The sequence below is a fragment of the Sphingobium lactosutens DS20 genome (genome assembly GCF_000445105.1).
GTDB classification, from domain to species: domain Bacteria; phylum Pseudomonadota; class Alphaproteobacteria; order Sphingomonadales; family Sphingomonadaceae; genus Sphingobium; species Sphingobium lactosutens.
Genome location: NZ_ATDP01000105.1, coordinates 1 through 17338, shown reverse-complemented (window position 1 = coordinate 17338; position 17338 = coordinate 1). Strand labels below are relative to the sequence as shown.

Here is a 17338-nt window from a genome sequence, read left to right as displayed (position 1 = left end):
TTGGGGCTCCGCCCCCGGCGCCCTTCGGAGCGGCTTCCGCCCAGCTTCCTCCACGCTGCGCGTTCCGTGCAGCCGGTTCCCCGCGAAGCCGCCCACTCCGGTTGCACCCCCGGTCTCGCCGACGGGCAGGGTTTCAGCGCGGCGCTTCCCGCTGCGCGGAAACCCAGACCCAAGGAAGGAAAGACCCATGAGCATCCACCAACTTGCCACCCGGTTCGGCCGCAACGCCCACCAGATCAGCGGACGTGAACCGCTCGACAACGAGGCGCTGTATCGCCACGTCCCGTCCATCTTCGCCCGCGAGGCGCACGACAGCCGTTCGGAGCGCTATGTCTATGTCCCCACCATCGACATCGTGGAGGGGTTGCGCCGGGAAGGATGGTTCCCGTTCTTCGCCGTCCAGTCCGTTCCCCGTGACGGCAACCGCCACGGCCACGCCAAACATATGCTGCGCCTGCGCCGGGAAGACGGCATCGGCAAGCCCGAGGCCGCCGAAGCCATCATCGTCAACAGCCATGATGGCACGTCCGCGTTCCAGCTATTTGCGGGTATGCTACGCTTCGTCTGCACCAACAGCATGATCGCGGGCGAGCGGTTCGAGGAGGTCCGCGTGCCACACAAGGGCAACATCGAGCACGACATTATCGAAGGCGTTTACACAGTTGCCGAGGACTTCCCCCGGCTGATCGACGCCAGCGAGATGATGAAGGGGGTTCGGCTGTCCGAGGATGAGCAGCGCTTGCTTGGCGAGGTCAGCCTTGTCGCCCGCTATGGCGAGGATAAAAGCCCGCTCACCCCCGAGCAGATCATCGAGCCGCGCCGCTACGAGGACAGGGGCGATAGCCTATGGACCACGTTCAACGTCATTCAGGAGAATGTCATTCGGGGCGGATTGTCTGGCTGCAAGCGCAATGCCGAGGGCCGTATCCGCCGCAGCCGTTCGCGTCCGATCAACGGCATTGACCAGAATGTGACGCTCAATCGCGCGCTCTGGACGCTGGCGGAGGGGATGCAGCGCCTCAAGACGGGTTGATCGCCTAGAGCCGCAGGGCTGGACCGTCCGGCCCTGCGGCCTCGCTTCTCATCGCCCGCAAGACGCCGCCGACCGGCTCCCCGGATCGGCGGCGGCCGCGCGTCCCGATGGGCCGCGCGACCGCTGAACGGGGCGCGCTCGCCGGGCGTTCGCCCGGCTCGCGATTGGGATATTCCCATTCCCCCAAGACGACTATAATAGTCGTTTTCGTAGCGAATGACCCGAAGGTTGTGGAGGTGATCTTGCATGATCACTTCCCGCCAGGTGCGGGCCGCTCGCGCACTTCTTGGCTGGACACAGGAGACGCTTGCCGAGAAGGCCATTATTGCTCTGACCGCGCTCAAGCGGCTGGAATCGGAGAGTTATAAGCCGGTGAACGAGAATACCCGACATCAGGTGATGAAGGCGCTTGAGGCGGCCGGGATCGTCTTCCTCGATTCGGATCGCGGTCAGGGCGTGCTGCTCGTGACCAATTCCAGTCGCGAACAACGCCAGTAACAGCCGTGATATGCGCGGCGATTATCCGCGTGCTGTCACAGAAACATAGCAAAGACGGTGCGATTACTTCGCGCCACTATGGTGTATAGACCATGAATCAGCAGGCACAGGGGGCTATGGCTGAAAGCGGAACAAGGCGATGGCGATAGCCGCATTCGAGGATCGCGCCCCGGACGCGAACCATGTCACCGCCTATGACGAGCGCCATCATCACACCTATTGGCGGTTGCTCGATGCGGCCGACGAAAATGCCGACTGGCGCGAGGCCGTTCGCGTCATCTTCGGGATCGACCCCGCCGCCGAACCGGAACGCGCCCGCTGCGTCTATGACTCGCATCTTGCCCGCGCCCGGTGGATGACCGAGACCGGCTATCGGCATTATCTGCGCCCGCCGCCGAACTGAGAGCGGCCCGAAACCCGCGCGGCGCCGCCGATAATCCTTTCAAAATGCTGATGTGAATCCGCTATGCGGCCGCCTGCCCGGCAGGGCTTCTCGGCGATGGCGAAGGTGAGAACATCTTCCGACGCGCTCCGCAGAGAGCCATGCTTGGGAGGATTTCAATGCCGCCTGAGAAGGACTGGCGCGCGTCCCCGGACGAGGCCGGGGACGACGCGCTGCAATATACGGACATCGCCATCGGCTATCTCGGCCGCAACGCGCGCTATCGCTCCGACTATCGCCGCGCGCTCGGCCGCGTGAAACGCGGTGTGATCTCCGCCGACGATGCCACCGCCGCCTTGGTGGATCGCTGGGGAATCAGCTACCACGCTGCGCCCGGCGCGGCCTTCGACCGCAAGCTGGCGGTCGCGCGGCCGGACCTCTCGCCGGCCAGCATCATCCTCGCGCCCGCGGTCGCCGGCATCGGCGCCGGCCCGCTCGACATGGCGGCGCTGGGCGATATTCGCGCCCGGATCAGGATGGGCGACGTCCTGCATGTCATCCTCGCCGATCCCGATGGCGACGAGCATCTGTGCGTGTGCGGCTCATGCCACCGCCCGATGGCCTTGATGGTGCCGATCGAGCCCGCCCCCTTCGCGCGCCTTGCATCGGCCGAGCGCCTGTGCCGCCGCCTCAGCGGCATGGCGGCCGGCCCGCCGGCGCTGCGCCCGCCGCCGTTCCGGCGCGAGCATCTCCTGACCCTGCTGCAAGTGCTCGACGGCAACCAGGCGGGCGCCAGCCAGCGCGAGCTGGCCGCCTCGCTGATCCACCCCAAGGTCCGCCGCTACACCAACGCCGAATGGATCGAGAGCAAGGAGCGCAAGCGCATCAGACGGTGGCTCAAGGAAGCCGTCGAGCTGCGCGACGGCGGCTATCTCCGCCTGCTACGCGGCGGCTGAAGGGGGACATTGCCGCCCCCTTCGGCGCTGTCCCTTCTCCGCGCCGGGGTCGTTTCGCCACTATCGCCTCCTGTCCGCCGGACCCCTTTTCCGGGGCCGGCCATCATCAGGAGGATCATCATGGCCGAGCCTGTCGCCGCCACAACGCCACGCTATCTCAAGACGCCCGACGCAGCGATCCACCTCGGTCTCTCGGCCCGCACGCTGGAGAAGCACCGCTGCTACGGCACCGGCCCGGTGTTCCGCAGGCTTGGCGGCCGGATCGTCTATGCGATCGACGACCTCGACTCCTGGGCCGCGCTCGGCACTCGCCGCTCGACCTCCGATCCGGGCAACGGCGTGGTCCATCCCGCCAAGCGCCTGCCCACCGACTGCGTGCGCCGCTGAGCGCCGATGCCCACCGCACGTTCCCTTTCTGGCCGTTCCAGCACCGAACGCACGCAGCTTGAGCTGTTCCGCTCGGTCCCCGGCGACCTTGCGGCTCGCGACGCGCAGGACTTGATGGCCTGGCCGTTCTTCTCGCTCGCCAAGGCCCGCCGCACCGCGCCCATCGCCTTCCGCATGGGCGCGACGTGGATCTCGGTCGAGGCCGTGCCCGAGCATGGCATGGCGACTATTTGGGACGCCGACGTGCTGATATGGGCGGCAAGCCAGCTCATCGAGGCGCGCGACGCCGGACGGCCGACCTCGCGCCTGATGGTGACGACGCCGCACGAGATATTGGCGTTCACCCGGCGCGGCACCGGCAAGGCGAGCTACGAGCGGCTGAAGGCCGCGCTCGACCGCCTGCAATCCACCACCGTCGCCACCTCGATCCGGCAGCAGCACCAGCGCCGCCGCCATCGTTTCTCATGGATCAACGAATGGCGCGAGCTGGCGGACGGCAACGGCCGTGCGCTCGGGATCGAGCTGATCCTGCCCGATTGGTTCTATGCCGGCGTGCTCGACCGCGCGCTCGTGCTGACCATCGACCGCGCCTATTTCGACCTGACCGGCGGCCTCGAACGCTGGCTCTACCGCATTGTGCGCAAGCATGGCGGACGGCAGCAAGGCGGCTGGAGCTTCGACGTTCCGCACCTTTACCTCAAATCCGGCGTGCTCTCGCCGCTGCGCCGGTTCGCGTTCGAGCTGCGCGGGATCGTCGCGCGCCAGCCGCTCCCCGGCTACGTCCTCACGCTCGAACATGCGCTCGGCCGCGACCGGCTCAACTTCGTTCCCGTCCCCGTCGATCCGTTCGACGCCGCCATGCGCCGCGTCGGCCTCAAGCCTGTGGAGAACTGGCCATGAGGTTCGGACTATCGGGAACAGCCGGATTCGGACTTTCGGGAACGCGAGACTCGGACTTCCGGGAACGGACGCCCCTCGCAAAGCCGCAGAAATCCTCGCGGAATCGCGCCCCTTCTAACGGTGCTAATAGAAAAGAATCCTTCGGATTCTTGCTAACGGCCCGCGCGGCTGTGGACAGCGCGGCCCCGTTCGCGGGCTTGGCGCATCGTCGCCGGACAAGCCGTCGCCCTCGCACCGCCCCCGTCGCGAGCCTCGTCCCCGGAGACCTCCCATGATCGACGATCGGCCCTCCGCCGTGCGCGGCGGCGGCGCGTTCAGCGCGCTCGCTCGCGACGGCCTCACCCATGTCGAACTGACCTGGATCGAGAAGAAGCTGGAGCACTGGATACGCTTCGGCCGGATCGCCCAGGACCGCATCCTGACCCGCCGAACCCGCGTCGTCGGCTTCCGTCCGGGCGCCGTCTTCGCGTTCGTCCGTTGGGCGGCCAACGACTTCGGCACGATCGTCTCGCGCATCGACGTGGTGCGCGCGGTTGCGGCCAACGAAGCCTACACGACGTTGCCCTTCGTGCGGCCGGGCGGCGACATCCTGCTCAAGATCGAGGGCTGGCCCAAGGTTAGCCAAGTGCTCGCCGCAATCGACGCGGTGGAGGCGGCCGGCGTCGATCCCTGCGACGCGGCCGCCGATCACTGGCGGCACGTCCACAACCGCATCGCCGCCGGCCAGCAGCCGCGCCTTTATACGATCGAGCGCCATCACGCCTGGCTCAAGCGCCGGGAGATCGAGGGATGATCCGCCGCCGCTACGTCATGGCGACGGCCATCGCCGCATCCGCCTTCGCCGCTATCGCCGTCGCCGATCCGTTCCCGCGTGTCGTCTGGAACGCCAGCGCCAGCGCGCCGATCGGCCTCTACCGCATCCATCCCGAGAGCGATCCGCCGACCGGGGCGCTGGTCGCCGTCACGCCGCCGGAACAGCTTTCCCGCTGGCTTTCGGCGCGCGGCTATCTGCCTGAGGGTGTGCCGCTCCTGAAGCATGTCGCGGCCAAGGCCGGACAGCGCGTGTGCCGTGTCGGCGCCGTGGTGAGCGTCGATGCCCGGCGCGTCGCCATCGCCCGCGCGCGTGACGGCCGAGGCCGTCCGCTGCCGGTCTGGCAGGGGTGCCACACGCTGAAACCCGGCGAGCTGCTGCTGCTCAATCCCGCTCATCCCGACAGTCTGGACGGCCGCTATTTCGGCCCGCTGCCGGCCTCCGCCGTCATCGGACGCGCGACGCCGCTCTATCTGCGCGCGCCGTCCCCAACACCTTCCACCCCCGAAGCCAAGGAGATCGGCCATGCAAACGAACATCTTTGAATCCACCGCCAACGGCTATGCCGGCCGCGTCCGGCTGTTCGGCATCAACGAGGCGATCGTGCTTGTCGCGCTCGATCCGAGCGATGCCGAAAACGCGCCCGATTACCGCGTCCACCTCGACGACGAGGACGGTCCCGAGGTCGGCGGCGCGTGGAAACGGGTCGGTGAGCGCGCCGGCAACTATATCGCGCTGGAGATCGACAGCCCGCTTTTCCCGGCGGCGTTCCGGCCGGTGCTGTTCCGCGCCGACGACGACGGGCGGACCTTCAGGCTGTCGTGGAAACGCCCCCGGCCCCGCGACGATCGGAGCTGATCGGTGCCTTCTCCGATCATCCCTCTGTTCGCGGAAAGACCGCATCATCCCTCCGTCCCGCTCGGTCCCAGGCCGGCCGGCGCGCGCAGCGAAGGTCAAGGGCGGCCCCCGGCCGGCGCATCGCGCGCACCCTTTACCGGAGCGAGCACGCTGGCAGACTGGCGCCGGAGCGGGGGCGGGTCGGCCGCCTTGCTCGCGGTCCTGCTGCTGCTCGCACCGGGCGCTGCGCCCGTCGCCGCGCTGGCGCAAGACGCGCCCGCCGAGCGATCGGCCGCGCGCCATCCCCATGCCGCCCATGTCGCCGACGCGGCTCGGCGCTTCGGCATCCCCGAACGCTGGATATGGGCGGTCATGCGCGTCGAGAGCAACGGCGATGTCCGCGCCGTCTCGACGGCCGGGGCGATGGGCCTGATGCAGATCATGCCCGGCACTTGGGCGGGCCTCCGCGCGCGCCATCGCCTCGGGTCCGATCCGTTCGATCCGCGCGACAACATCATGGCGGGCGCGGCCTATCTGCGCGCGATGCACGACCGCTACGGCAACGTGACGGCGATGCTGGCGGCTTATAATGCGGGGCCGGGCCGCTACGACGAATATCTGTCGCGCGGCCGTCCGCTGCCCGCCGAGACCCGCGCCTATCTCGCAAAGCTGGCGTCGATCACCGGCGGTTCGGACGACACTCGGCTTGCCGTCGCGCCACCATCCGATCCCTTCGCCTGGCGTCGCGCCGCGCTGTTCGCCGCGCGGTCGGGCGCGCTGTCGCCTGCGCCGCCGTCCGCCGATCGCATGGCATCCGAGGTGCCGCCGGAACGACCGGCCGACGACCGCGCCGGGCTTGTCATGGCCGATGCCGCGCCGCCCTCCAACGGCCTGTTCGTCCCGCTTTCCGGTCGGCCTCCGCCGTGAGCGGCTCTCGCGTTCTCTGGCGGGTTTCGGCGCAGGCTTTCGCAGCGCCGGAAAGGAGCAGAGCTGACTTTCTGAAGGGGGAAGATCGAGGGCAAGATAAAGGGCGGCAATGTGCGGAGCCCTTGCGCCTCGGTTGTGGCCTTGATTCTCAAGGCTTTCGGGCATTGCTGCGCAATGTGTGCGGAAATCCCGCACCGTGCGGCGCTGGCTGGAAACCAGCAGCGCGCAGGGTTTGCCGCACATTGCGGCCTGTCCCGGCATGAGCCGCGACGACGATTTCCGACTCCGGCCAGGCCGTATCCGCTCGCGCGGTAGCCAGCGGGCGCTGCCGATCATCGTCCAGGCGCTCGCCGCCGCGCAGCGGGCCGGCGGCCATGTCTCGCGCCGCGGCCGGATCGTCGCGCCGGGCCGCTCGACCTTCGGTCGGGGCCGCGTGGCGAGCGTCCGCGCGACCCATCGGCTCGGCCACCGATCGCGCCAGGTCATCGTCAAGGCGCGCGTGGTCCGGCATGGCGGCCGCGCCTCGCTCGCGGCTCATCTCAACTACCTGCAACGCGATGGCGTCACCCGCGACGGCGAGCGGGGCGTGCTGTTCGGCGCCGACGCGGACGGCCTTGACCGCAACGAGTTCGCCGCCCGCTGCGAGGACGACCGGCATCATTTCCGGTTCATCGTCTCGCCCGAGGATGCCGAGCAGATGCGTGACCTCAAGGGTTTCACGCGCGAGCTGATGACCCGCATGGAAAAGGATCTCGGCACCCGCCTGGACTGGCGGGCCGTCGAGCACTGGAACACCGACAATCCCCACATCCACATCATAGTGCGGGGCGTCGGCGAGGACGGGCAGAACCTCGTCATCTCGCGCGACTATATCCGCGAAGGGATGCGGGCGCAGGCGCGCGAGATCGTCACCCAGGAACTCGGCCCGCGCACCGACCTTGAAATCCGGCAATCGCTGGAGCGGCAGGTCGAAGCCGAGCGCTGGACCGAGATCGACCGCGACCTGTCGCGGACCATGCAGCGCAACGGCCTGATCGACATGGCGCCCGAGCCCGGCGTCCGGCCGGACGGCGACCATGTGCTGAGGATGGGACGGCTGCGCAAGCTGGAGCGGCTCGGCCTCGCCAGCGAGATCGCGCCCGGCCAGTGGACGTTGGCCGGCGATGCCCAGGCGGCGCTGCGCGAACTCGGCGAGCGCGACGACATCATCAAGCGAATGCACAAGGCGATGAGCGACCGCGGCATCGACCGGGGCGCCGGCAGCTATGTCCTCGACGCCGATCCCGCTCAGCCCGTTATCGGCCGGCTGGTCGATCGCGGCCTGCATGACGAGCTGACCGGCAAAGCCTATGCGATCGTGGACGGGATCGACGGCCGCACCCACCATGTCCAGCTTCCCGACATCGAGGCGACCGGCGATTGCCGCCCCGGCGCGATCGTCGAGCTGCGCCGCTTCGAGGACCGGAAAGGCCGGCAGCGGGTGGCGCTGGCCGTGCGCTCCGACATGGACCTTGAGGCGCAGGTCCGCGCGCCGGGTGCGACCTGGCTCGACCGGCGCAACCTGTCGGGCGACGGCCATGATCTCGGCGGCGGGTTCGGGACCGAAGTGCGCGCCGCGATGGAGGCCCGCGCCGAGCATCTCGCCGACGAGGGGCTCGCGCGGCGGCAGGGACAGCGGATCATCTTCGCGCGCAACCTGCTCGACACGCTCCGCCGCCGCGAGCTGGACGCGGCCGCCAAGGACTTGTCGGCCGAGATCGGCCTGCCGCACGCGCCGTCCAAGGCCGGGGAGTATGTCGCGGGCACGGTGCGCCAGCGGATCACGCTCGCCTCGGGGCGCTTCGCCATGATCGACAACGGCCTGAGCTTCCAGCTCGTGCCCTGGTCGCCCTCGCTCGATCGGCAGATCGGCAAGCACATCTCCGGCGTCATGCGCGCGGGCGGCGGCGTCGATTGGTCGTTCGGGCGCGGCCGGGGGCTGGGCCTGTAGGACGGATCGCAGAGACTCGGGCGGTGTTCCGGCTATCGAGTGAATATCCGCCCAATAACGTCGATCACCCTGAGAATATAACAGGCCAAACTACGCTACTCCCTGTCTTTCTACGCTAGACTTTCCTCCATAATAACAGTGACTTGATTTGGTGTCCGGCACGCATCGACTTCGATGTCATGTCGGCAACCAAAATCCTCTGGGGTCAGGTCTTCGCTGTCTTCCTGATCGTGCTCGCCGCCGTGTGGGCAGCGACGCAATGGACCGCCGCGGCGCTCGCCTATCAGCCCGAGCTTGGGGCGCCCTGGTTCATGCTCGGCGACTGGCCGATCTATCCGCCGCCGGCCTTCTTCTGGTGGTGGTTCTCGTTCGACGCCTACGCGCCCGAGATATTCGAGACCGGCGCGTTCATCGCCGTGTCCGGCGGGTTCGCCGCGATCGTCGTCGCCATCGGCATGTCGGTATGGCGCGCGCGCGAGCTGAAGAACGCCGAGACCTATGGGTCGGCGCGCTGGGCGTCGCGCAGCGAGGTCGCCGCCGCCGGGCTGCTGGGCGACAGCGGCGTCATGCTCGGCCGGCTCGGGCGCGACTATCTGCGCCACGACGGCCCCGAGCATGTGCTGTGCTTCGCGCCGACTCGGAGCGGCAAGGGCGTCGGCCTAGTCGTGCCGACGCTGCTCACCTGGCCGGGCTCGGCCATCGTGCATGACATCAAAGGTGAGAATTGGCTGCTCACCGCCGGCTTTCGCGCCCGGCACGCGCGCGTGTTGCTGTTCGATCCGACCAACGGCGCGTCGGCCGCCTACAACCCGCTGCTCGAAATCCGCAAAGGCGCCTGGGAAGTGCGCGACGTGCAGAACGTCGCCGATGTGCTGGTGGACCCGGAAGGCTCGCTGGAGAAGCGAAACCACTGGGAGAAGACCTCCCACGCCTTGCTGGTCGGCACGATCCTCCATGTCCTCTACGCCGAGGCCGACAAGACGCTGGCGGGTGTCGCCGCCTTCCTGTCCGATCCCCGCCGCCCGATCGAAAGCACGCTATGGGCGATGATGACGACGCCGCATTTGGGTGAGGCCGGCGTGCATCCCGTCGTCGCCTCGGCCGCGCGGGAGCTGCTCAACAAATCCGCCAACGAGCGATCGGGCGTGCTCTCGACCGCCATGTCGTTCCTCGGCCTCTATCGCGATCCCGTCGTCGCCCAGGTCACGCGCACCTGCGAGTGGCGCATAAAGGATCTGGTCGAGGGCGAGCTGCCGGTGACGCTCTACCTCGTCGTGCCGCCCAGCGACATCTCGCGCACCAAGCCGCTCATCCGCCTCATCCTCAACCAGATCGGGCGCCGGCTCACCGAAGACCTGAAGGCGCGGCAATCGCGCCACCGGCTTCTGTTGATGCTCGACGAGTTTCCCGCGCTCGGCCGGCTCGACTTCTTCGAGAGCGCCCTGGCGTTCATGGCCGGCTACGGCATCCAGAGCTTCCTGATCGCCCAGAGCCTCAACCAGATCGAGAAGGCTTACGGCCCGAACAACGCGATCCTCGACAACTGCCATGTGCGCGTGTCGTTCGCCACCAACGACGAGCGCACCGCCAAGCGCATATCGGACGCGCTCGGCACCGCGACCGAGATGCGGGCGATGAAGAACTACGCCGGCCACCGGCTCTCGCCCTGGCTCGGGCATTTGATGGTGTCGCGCTCCGAGACCGCCCGCCAGCTCCTCACCCCCGGCGAGATCATGCAGCTCCCGCCCGACGACGAGATCGTCATGGTCGCGGGCATCCCGCCGATCCGCGCGAAGAAGGCCCGCTACTTCAAGGACCGGCGGTTCACGCAGCGGGTGATGTCGCCGCCCGACAGCAATGTCGGCGGCGGCCCGCCGCGGCCCGACGACTGGAGCGGCCTGGCGCCGATCGAGGCGCCGCCGATGCCCGAGCCGATCGAGCATGAATCTCCCAAGAAGCCGAAGAAGAAAAAGGCCGCCAAGAAGGCGGATGCTGAGGACGATGCCGCCAATGCGGACCTTCGCCGCGAGCCAGCGCTGGAGCGCCATATCGACATCGCGCCGACGCCCCGGCCGGCGCCCGTCAACGAGTTCGAGCTGGACGAGCCGGACCCCGAGAGCGACGCGGCGCGGCAGGCGACGGTGCGCCGTCAGGTGCAGCGCGTGGCCCGGCAGGCGTCGCTCGATCCCGACGACGGCATCGAGCTATGAGCACCAAGACGCCGCTGTCGGTCTATCTCGACCCCGAGCTGATGCGCGCGCTCGCCGCCTATGCCGATCGCAGGGACAAGTCCCGCTCGCTGATCGCCGAGGCTGCCATCGCATCCTTCCTGTCGCCCGACGCCGATGAGCAGCGCGAGGCCGCCATCGCCAAGCGGCTCGACAAGCTGGACCGTCGCATGACCCGCATGGAGCGCGATGTCGGCATCAGCGTCGAAATGATCGCGCTGTTCGTGCGCTTCTGGCTGTCGAACACCCCGCCGCCGCCCGAGAGCGAGCGGGCCGCGATGCGCCGGCAAGGCGGCGACCGCTACGACGCCTTCATGGATGCGCTGGGCCGCCGACTCGCGAAAGGGCCGAAGGTCAGACAAGAAATCGGCGAGGACTTTGACGGCCAAGAAGAATGAGCTGACTACGCCAGTTATTGTCTTTCTACGCCAGACTACGACGACCGCATTTACTTGTTGAAGCACGGCCTTTTCTGTCTCTCTTGATGTGCCCCTGACGCCGGGCGGCGGTTCGCCCGGCCCTCATCAGGGGCTTCTTCTTGACCGTCCATCCGATCCGTTCCGAGGCGAAGACACGCGGCGCGCGGATGCTGCGCACGGCTCTCGGCCCGTCGATCGCCGCCTGGCTCGACGATGCCGCCGTCATCGAGGTGATGCTGAACCCGGACGGCCGGCTGTGGGTCGATCGGCTCGGCGAAGGCATCAGCGACACCGGCATGACGCTGGCCGCCGCGGACGGCGAGCGCATCGTTCGCCTGGTCGCGCACCATGTCGGCGTCGAAGTTCACGCCCGGTCCCCGCGCGTCTCGGCCGAGTTGCCCGAAGGAGGTGAGCGGTTCGAGGGGTTGCTGCCCCCCGTCGTCGCCGCGCCCGCCTTCGCGATCCGCAAGCCGGCCGTCGCCGTCTTCACGCTCGACGACTACGCCGCGGCCGGGATCATGTCGCCGGCCGAGGCCGCGGCGCTGCGGCACGGCGTCGAGACCCGCGCCAACATCCTTGTCGCCGGCGGGACCGGCAGCGGCAAGACCACGCTGGTCAACGCGCTCCTGGCCGAAGTCGCCAAGACCACCGACCGCATCGTCCTGATCGAAGACACGCGCGAGCTTCAGTGCGCCGCGCCGAACCTCGTCGCCATGCGGACCAAGGATGGCGTCGTCACGCTGTCCGATCTCGTGCGGTCCAGCCTGCGGCTGCGCCCCGACCGCATCCCCATCGGCGAGGTGCGCGGCGCCGAGGCGCTCGACCTCCTCAAAGCCTGGGGCACCGGCCACCCCGGCGGCATCGGCACCATCCACGCCGGGACCGCGCTCGGCGCGCTGCGCCGCATGGAGCAGCTCATCCAGGAGGCCGTGGTCACGGTCCCTCGCGCCCTGCTGGCCGAGACCATCGACCTGATCGCCGTGCTGGTCCGCGACGGGCACGGCCGCCGCCTCGCCGAGCTGGCCCGCGTCGAGGGGATCGACGCTGCGACCGGCGATTACCGCCTGACCCCCCTCGCACCCCCCAACCTCGGAGACGCACCATGATCCATGCCCTTCGGCATGGCGCACGCCGCGCCATGCTCGCCGCCACCGCCAGCGTCATCGCGCTCACCATCTCGGCGCCCGCCCATGCGGGCGGATCGTCGATGCCGTGGGAAGCCCCGCTGCAATCCATCCTCGAAAGCATCGAGGGGCCGGTGGCGAAGATCATCGCGGTCATCATCATCATTGTCACCGGCCTGACCCTGGCGTTCGGCGACACGTCGGGCGGCTTCCGCCGACTGATCCAGATCGTCTTCGGCCTGTCGATCGCCTTCGCCGCGTCGAGCTTCTTTTTGTCGTTCTTCTCGTTCGGCGGCGGGGCGCTGATCGCATGACGGGCGCGGCCGATCCCGTCGAGCCGATCGCCGGCTATTTCGCGCCGGTCCATCGGGCGCTGACCGAGCCGATCCTGCTCGGCGGCGCCCCGCGCTCGCTCGCCATCGTCAACGGCACGCTGGCGGGCGCGATCGGCCTCGGCCTTCGCCTCTGGATCGCCGGGCTGGTCATCTGGGCGATCGGCCATGCGCTCTCCGTATGGGCCGCGCGGCGCGATCCGCAGTTCGTGGATGTGGCCCGGCGGCACCTCCGTTATCCGGCGTGGATGCGGCCATGATGAGCCTGCGCGAATACAGGAATCGCGCCGCGCACCTGGCCGACTTCCTGCCCTGGGCCGCGCTGGTCGGCGAGGGCGTCGTTCTCAACAAGGACGGCAGCTTTCAGCGCACGGCGCGGTTCCGTGGCCCCGATCTCGACAGCGCCACACCCGCCGAACTGGTCGCCACCACCGCGCGGCTCAACAACGCGCTCCGGCGTCTCGGCTCGGGCTGGGCGATCTTCGTCGAGGCGCAGCGCAGCCCCGCGCTCGACTACCCCGATTCCGATTTTCCTGATCCGGTCTCGGCGCTCGTGGACATGGAGCGGCGCGAACAGTTCCGCGAAGAAGGCGCGCATTTCGAGAGCGCCTACTATCTGACGCTGCTGTGGATGCCGCCGGCTGAGGAAGCCGCGCGCGCCGAAGGCTGGCTCTACGAGGGCCGGTCCACCAGCGGCGTCGATCCGTGGGAGCTGCTCAAGGGCTTCGCCGACCGCAGCGACCGCGTTCTCAATCTGGTCGAAGGCTTCGTGCCCGAGGTCCGCTGGCTCGATGACGGCGAGACGCTCACCTACCTGCACAGCACGATCTCGACCCGGCGCCAGCGCGTGCGCGTCCCCGAGACGCCGATGCACCTGGACGCGCTGCTCGCCGACGATCCGCTGACCGGCGGGCTCGAACCGCGCCTGGGCGATCATCATCTCCGCACGCTGACGATCACGGGATTCCCCAGCGTCACTTTCCCCGGCCTGCTCGACGAGCTGAACCGGCTCGCCTTCGAGTATCGCTGGTCCACCCGCGCGCTGATGCTCGACAAGACCGACGCGACCAAGCTGCTGACCAGGATCAGGCGGCAATGGTTCGCCAAGCGCAAGTCGGTCGCGGCCATCCTCAAGGAAGTCATGACCAACGAGGCGTCCACGCTGCTCGACAGCGACGCCTCGAACAAGGCCGCCGACGCCGACACGACGTTGCAAGAGCTGGGCGCCGACTATGCCGGCATGGCCTACGTCACCGCGACGGTGACGGTGTGGGACCGCGATCCCGCCATTGCGGCCGAGAAGCTGCGGCTGGTCGAGAAGGTCATCCAGGGCCGCGACTTCACGGTCATTCCCGAGGGAATGAACGCGATCGAGGCATGGCTGGGGAGTCTGCCCGGCCACACCTACGCCAACGTCCGGCAACCGCCGATCTCCACCATCAATCTCGCCCACCTGATCCCCCTGTCAGCAGTATGGGCGGGGCCGGACCGGGACGAGCACTTCGGACACCCCCCCTTGCTCTACGGCAGGACCGAAGGCTCGACCCCGTTCCGGTTTTCCCTTCATCCCGATGGCAGCGATGTCGGGCACACGCTGATCGTCGGCCCGACCGGCTCCGGCAAGTCGGTGCTACTCGCGCTGATGGCGATGCAGTTCCGCCGCTACGAGAACGCCCAGGTCTTCGCCTTCGACTTCGGCGGCTCGATCCGCGCGGCCGCCATCGCCTGTGGCGGAGACTGGCAGGATCTCGGCGGAAGCCTCTCCGATGAGGAAGCCGGCGTCCAGTTGCAGCCGCTCGCCCATATCGACGATCCGGCCGAGCGCGCCTGGGCGGCCGAGTGGCTGGCGGCGATCCTCGCGTCGGAAGGCGTCGCGGTCGATCCCCAGGCCAAGGAGCATATCTGGTCGGCTCTGGGTTCGCTCGCAAGCGCGCCGCCGGCCGAACGCACGCTGACAGGGCTCGCCGTGCTGCTCCAGAGTCAGCAGCTCAAGCAGGCGCTCGCGCCCTATTGCATCGGCGGGCCGTGGGGCCGGCTGCTCGACGCCGAGGCCGAGCGGCTGGGCGAAGCCGACATGCAAGCCTTCGAGACCGAGGGCCTGGTCGGCGCCGGCTCGGCCGCTGCGGTGCTCTCCTATCTGTTCCACCGGATCGAGGGCCGGCTGGACGGCTCGCCGACGCTCATCATCATCGATGAGGGGTGGCTGGTCCTCGACAGCCCGGACTTCGCCGCGCAGCTCCGCGAGTGGCTCAAGACCCTGCGCAAGCGTAATGCCAGCGTCGTCTTCGCGACGCAGAGCCTCGCCGACATCGAAACGTCGAGCATCGCGCCGGCCATCATCGAAAGCTGCCCGACGCGCATCTTCCTGCCGAACGAGCGCGCCGCCGAACCGCAGATCGCGGCCATCTACGAGCGGTTCGGCTTGAACGCCCGCCAGATCGAAATCCTCAGCCGGGCAACGCCGAAGCGGGATTATTACTGCCAGTCCCGGCGCGGCAATCGCCTGTTCGAGCTGGGGCTGGGCGAGGTCGCGCTGGCCTTCACCGCCGCGTCGTCGAAGACCGACCAACTCGCCATCGCCGACATCATCGAAACTAACGGGGCGCCCGCCTTCGCGGCTGAATGGCTGCGCCATCGCGGCTGCGCCTGGGCCGTCGAGCTTCTTCCCCCCGATCCCCCACGCCAACCCCAGCAGGAGTTACCTCTATGACCGGATTCCCCCTGCGCCGCGCCATTCTGGCCGGCGTCCTCGCCAGCACGGCCGTTGTGCCGATGATCGCGCCCATCCCGGCCTACGCGCAGTTCGGCGGCATCGTCTATGACCCGACTAACTATGCGCAGAACGTGCTGACGGCCGCGCGGTCGCTCCAGCAGATCAACAACCAGATCCAGCAAATCCAGAACCAGGCGACAAGCCTCATCAACGAGGCGCGGAACCTGACCTCGTTGCCGTTCAGCTCGCTCCAGCAACTCCAGCAACAGGTGCAGCGCACCCAGCAGCTTCTGAGCGAAGCCCAGCGCATCGCCTACGACGTGCAGGACATCCAGCAGGCATTCAACGGCCGCTACAAGGGCGCGGCGCTGACCGGCGATCACGCGCAGATGGTCGCCAATGCGAACGCTCGCTGGGAGGATAGCGTCGGCGCCTTTCAGGATGCCTTGCAGGTGCAGGCCGGCGTTGTCGGCAACATCGAAGGCACGCGCACGACGATGGACAGCCTGGTCTCGACCAGCCAGTCCGCGAGAGGCGCGCTCCAGGCGGCGCAGGCGGGCAACCAGCTTCTCGCGTTGCAATCGCAGCAGCTCGCCGACCTGACCGCCGCCGTCGCGGCGCAGGGCCGGGCGCAGGCGCTGCAATCCGCCCGTCAGGCGGCCGAGGAAGCCGAAGGGCGCGAGCGGTTCCGCCGCTTCATGGGCAACTGAGACTGCCCCATGCTGCATGGAACCTCGCGCACGGCGAAAATCGCAGGGATGGCGGCGCTGGCCGGGCTGATGATGACGGTGGCGATCGTCGCCGCCGTCCAGCCCGATGAGCCTGCGCCCGCGCCCCCGCTCGGCCTGCCGGCGGACGAAGGCCAGGCCAGGCTCGCCCGCGAGCTGGATCGCTGCGCCTCGCTCACCATGCCGGATAGCGGCTGCGAGGCGGCCTGGGCCACCAACCGCCGCCGCTTCTTCCGCCAGGACGAGCCCCCGCCCGAGATCGAGCGCGGCAGCGACACGGCGCCGGATGAAGGCGCCCGGCCATGAACGACACCGGCGTTATCGACAATTTCCTCAACGTCTTCACCGGCTACATCGACTCAGGCTTCGGCCTGCTCGGCGGCGAGGTCGCGTTCCTCTCGACCACGCTGATCGCCATCGACGTAACGCTCGCCGGCCTGTTCTGGGCCTGGGGCGCGGACGAGGACGTGCTTCAGCGCCTCGTCAAAAAGACGCTCTACATCGGCACCTTCGCTTTCATCATCGGCAATTTCTCGCTGCTCGCGACCATCGTGTTCGAGAGCTTCGCCGGGCTCGGCCTCCAGGCCAGCGGCGGGGCGATGACGATCGACGAGTTCATGAAGCCCGGCACGATCGCGGCGAAGGGGCTCGAAGCCGCCAAGCCGCTGCTCGATGCGGCGGGCCAGTTCTCCAGCCTTTGGGCCGTGTTCTCCAACCTCGCGCTGATCCTCGTGCTGCTGCTCGCCTGGGTGATCGTGGTGCTCGCCTTTTTCATCATCGCCGTGCAGGTCTTCATCACGCTGATCGAGTTCAAGCTGCTAACGCTGGCCGGCTTCGTCCTGCTGCCCTTCGCCTTCTTCAACAAGACCGCCTTCATGGCCGAGAAGGTGCTGGGCCATGTCGTCTCGACCGGCATCAAGGTGCTGGTGCTCGCCGTCATCACCGGCATCGGCACCACCTTGTTCAGCCAGTTCACCGGCGCTGCCCTCAGCCCCGCGCCCGACATCAATCAGGTCATGGCCATCGCGCTCGCCGCGCTGTCGCTGCTGGGCCTGTCGATCTTCGGCCCCGGC

The 17338-nt window shown here is 68.4% G+C and carries 20 protein-coding genes; all 20 read left to right on the top strand.

Annotated elements, in window-relative coordinates:
- Positions 1–187: 187 nt before the first annotated feature.
- Positions 188–1033, top strand: coding sequence for a DUF932 domain-containing protein (locus RLDS_RS48895; RefSeq protein ID WP_021227721.1), 846 nt, complete (start codon positions 188–190; stop codon positions 1031–1033).
- A gap of 246 nt (positions 1034–1279) precedes the next feature.
- Positions 1280–1531, top strand: coding sequence for a helix-turn-helix domain-containing protein (locus RLDS_RS48890; protein ID WP_021227720.1), 252 nt, complete (start codon positions 1280–1282; stop codon positions 1529–1531).
- Between the two features lie 139 nt (positions 1532–1670).
- Entirely contained in the window at positions 1671–1934 is a 264-nt protein-coding gene (locus tag RLDS_RS48885; RefSeq protein WP_021227719.1) for a DNA -binding domain-containing protein, read from the top strand.
- Between the two features lie 158 nt (positions 1935–2092).
- Positions 2093–2869, top strand: coding sequence for a DUF2285 domain-containing protein (locus RLDS_RS48880; RefSeq protein WP_021227718.1), 777 nt, complete (start codon positions 2093–2095; stop codon positions 2867–2869).
- A 120-nt stretch (positions 2870–2989) separates the two neighbouring features.
- Complete coding sequence (locus RLDS_RS48875) at positions 2990–3256, top strand: helix-turn-helix transcriptional regulator (protein WP_012049867.1); 267 nt, start codon at positions 2990–2992, stop codon at positions 3254–3256.
- Positions 3257–3262: 6 nt separating this feature from the next.
- Positions 3263–4156 (top strand): replication initiator protein A, encoded by an 894-nt coding sequence (locus RLDS_RS48870; RefSeq protein WP_021227717.1) that lies wholly within the window; start codon positions 3263–3265, stop codon positions 4154–4156.
- A gap of 271 nt (positions 4157–4427) precedes the next feature.
- Positions 4428–4949: a DUF2840 domain-containing protein gene (locus RLDS_RS48865; RefSeq protein WP_021227716.1), complete on the top strand. Its 522-nt coding sequence runs from the start codon at positions 4428–4430 to the stop codon at positions 4947–4949.
- Positions 4946–5512, top strand: a complete 567-nt coding sequence (locus tag RLDS_RS48860) for a S26 family signal peptidase (protein WP_021227715.1) — start codon at positions 4946–4948, stop codon at positions 5510–5512. The genes RLDS_RS48865 and RLDS_RS48860 overlap by 4 nt, the downstream gene beginning before the upstream one ends.
- Positions 5493–5825, top strand: coding sequence for a DUF736 domain-containing protein (locus RLDS_RS48855; protein WP_021227714.1), 333 nt, complete (start codon positions 5493–5495; stop codon positions 5823–5825). Before RLDS_RS48860 ends, RLDS_RS48855 begins: the two co-directional genes overlap by 20 nt.
- 3 nt (positions 5826–5828) lie before the next feature.
- Positions 5829–6731, top strand: a complete 903-nt coding sequence (locus RLDS_RS48850) for a lytic transglycosylase domain-containing protein (protein ID WP_021227713.1) — start codon at positions 5829–5831, stop codon at positions 6729–6731.
- A 259-nt stretch (positions 6732–6990) separates the two neighbouring features.
- Positions 6991–8721 carry a relaxase/mobilization nuclease domain-containing protein gene (locus RLDS_RS48845; protein WP_031298816.1) on the top strand — a complete coding sequence of 577 codons (1731 nt, stop codon included), beginning with the start codon at positions 6991–6993 and terminating at the stop codon, positions 8719–8721.
- Between the two features lie 179 nt (positions 8722–8900).
- Positions 8901–10931 (top strand): conjugal transfer protein TraG, encoded by a 2031-nt coding sequence (locus RLDS_RS48840; RefSeq protein ID WP_021227711.1) that lies wholly within the window; start codon positions 8901–8903, stop codon positions 10929–10931.
- The gene (locus tag RLDS_RS48835) at positions 10928–11347 is read left to right on the top strand and encodes a CopG family ribbon-helix-helix protein (RefSeq protein WP_007406014.1); all 420 of its coding nucleotides are present in this window, start codon (positions 10928–10930) and stop codon (positions 11345–11347) included. The genes RLDS_RS48840 and RLDS_RS48835 overlap by 4 nt, the downstream gene beginning before the upstream one ends.
- A gap of 140 nt (positions 11348–11487) precedes the next feature.
- Entirely contained in the window at positions 11488–12474 is a 987-nt protein-coding gene (gene trbB / locus RLDS_RS48830; protein ID WP_021227710.1) for a P-type conjugative transfer ATPase TrbB, read from the top strand.
- A complete protein-coding gene (locus tag RLDS_RS48825; RefSeq protein WP_007406001.1) occupies positions 12471–12806 on the top strand; it encodes a TrbC/VirB2 family protein in 336 nt (111 codons plus the stop codon). The genes trbB and RLDS_RS48825 overlap by 4 nt, the downstream gene beginning before the upstream one ends.
- Complete coding sequence (locus tag RLDS_RS48820) at positions 12803–13084, top strand: VirB3 family type IV secretion system protein (RefSeq protein WP_007405996.1); 282 nt, start codon at positions 12803–12805, stop codon at positions 13082–13084. Before RLDS_RS48825 ends, RLDS_RS48820 begins: the two co-directional genes overlap by 4 nt.
- Entirely contained in the window at positions 13081–15534 is a 2454-nt protein-coding gene (gene trbE, locus RLDS_RS48815; RefSeq protein WP_021227709.1) for a conjugal transfer protein TrbE, read from the top strand. The genes RLDS_RS48820 and trbE overlap by 4 nt, the downstream gene beginning before the upstream one ends.
- Positions 15531–16247 carry a P-type conjugative transfer protein TrbJ gene (trbJ, locus tag RLDS_RS48810; protein ID WP_021227708.1) on the top strand — a complete coding sequence of 239 codons (717 nt, stop codon included), beginning with the start codon at positions 15531–15533 and terminating at the stop codon, positions 16245–16247. Before trbE ends, trbJ begins: the two co-directional genes overlap by 4 nt.
- Before the next feature lie 9 nt (positions 16248–16256).
- Positions 16257–16571: a putative entry exclusion protein TrbK-alt gene (gene trbK-alt, locus RLDS_RS48805; RefSeq protein ID WP_021227707.1), complete on the top strand. Its 315-nt coding sequence runs from the start codon at positions 16257–16259 to the stop codon at positions 16569–16571.
- On the top strand, positions 16568–17338 hold a 771-nt coding region (gene trbL, locus RLDS_RS48800), incomplete at its 3' end, for a P-type conjugative transfer protein TrbL (protein WP_021227706.1). The genes trbK-alt and trbL, both read left to right, overlap by 4 nt.

What these genes read in the sequence shown, in the direction of transcription:
- RLDS_RS48820 (WP_007405996.1), top strand. Translation starts at nt 12,803, where the DNA reads ATGACGGGCGCGGCCGATCCCGTCGAGCCGATCGCCGGCTATTTCGCG.
- trbE (WP_021227709.1), top strand. Translation starts at nt 13,081, where the DNA reads ATGATGAGCCTGCGCGAATACAGGAATCGCGCCGCGCACCTGGCCGAC.
- RLDS_RS48885 (WP_021227719.1), top strand. Translation starts at nt 1,671, where the DNA reads ATGGCGATAGCCGCATTCGAGGATCGCGCCCCGGACGCGAACCATGTC.
- RLDS_RS48895 (WP_021227721.1), top strand. Translation starts at nt 188, where the DNA reads ATGAGCATCCACCAACTTGCCACCCGGTTCGGCCGCAACGCCCACCAG.
- RLDS_RS48825 (WP_007406001.1), top strand. Translation starts at nt 12,471, where the DNA reads ATGATCCATGCCCTTCGGCATGGCGCACGCCGCGCCATGCTCGCCGCC.
- RLDS_RS48845 (WP_031298816.1), top strand. Translation starts at nt 6,991, where the DNA reads ATGAGCCGCGACGACGATTTCCGACTCCGGCCAGGCCGTATCCGCTCG.
- RLDS_RS48890 (WP_021227720.1), top strand. Translation starts at nt 1,280, where the DNA reads ATGATCACTTCCCGCCAGGTGCGGGCCGCTCGCGCACTTCTTGGCTGG.
- RLDS_RS48865 (WP_021227716.1), top strand. Translation starts at nt 4,428, where the DNA reads ATGATCGACGATCGGCCCTCCGCCGTGCGCGGCGGCGGCGCGTTCAGC.
- RLDS_RS48875 (WP_012049867.1), top strand. Translation starts at nt 2,990, where the DNA reads ATGGCCGAGCCTGTCGCCGCCACAACGCCACGCTATCTCAAGACGCCC.
- RLDS_RS48880 (WP_021227718.1), top strand. Translation starts at nt 2,093, where the DNA reads ATGCCGCCTGAGAAGGACTGGCGCGCGTCCCCGGACGAGGCCGGGGAC.
- RLDS_RS48840 (WP_021227711.1), top strand. Translation starts at nt 8,901, where the DNA reads ATGTCGGCAACCAAAATCCTCTGGGGTCAGGTCTTCGCTGTCTTCCTG.
- RLDS_RS48835 (WP_007406014.1), top strand. Translation starts at nt 10,928, where the DNA reads ATGAGCACCAAGACGCCGCTGTCGGTCTATCTCGACCCCGAGCTGATG.
- trbK-alt (WP_021227707.1), top strand. Translation starts at nt 16,257, where the DNA reads ATGCTGCATGGAACCTCGCGCACGGCGAAAATCGCAGGGATGGCGGCG.
- trbJ (WP_021227708.1), top strand. Translation starts at nt 15,531, where the DNA reads ATGACCGGATTCCCCCTGCGCCGCGCCATTCTGGCCGGCGTCCTCGCC.
- RLDS_RS48870 (WP_021227717.1), top strand. Translation starts at nt 3,263, where the DNA reads ATGCCCACCGCACGTTCCCTTTCTGGCCGTTCCAGCACCGAACGCACG.
- RLDS_RS48855 (WP_021227714.1), top strand. Translation starts at nt 5,493, where the DNA reads ATGCAAACGAACATCTTTGAATCCACCGCCAACGGCTATGCCGGCCGC.
- RLDS_RS48860 (WP_021227715.1), top strand. Translation starts at nt 4,946, where the DNA reads ATGATCCGCCGCCGCTACGTCATGGCGACGGCCATCGCCGCATCCGCC.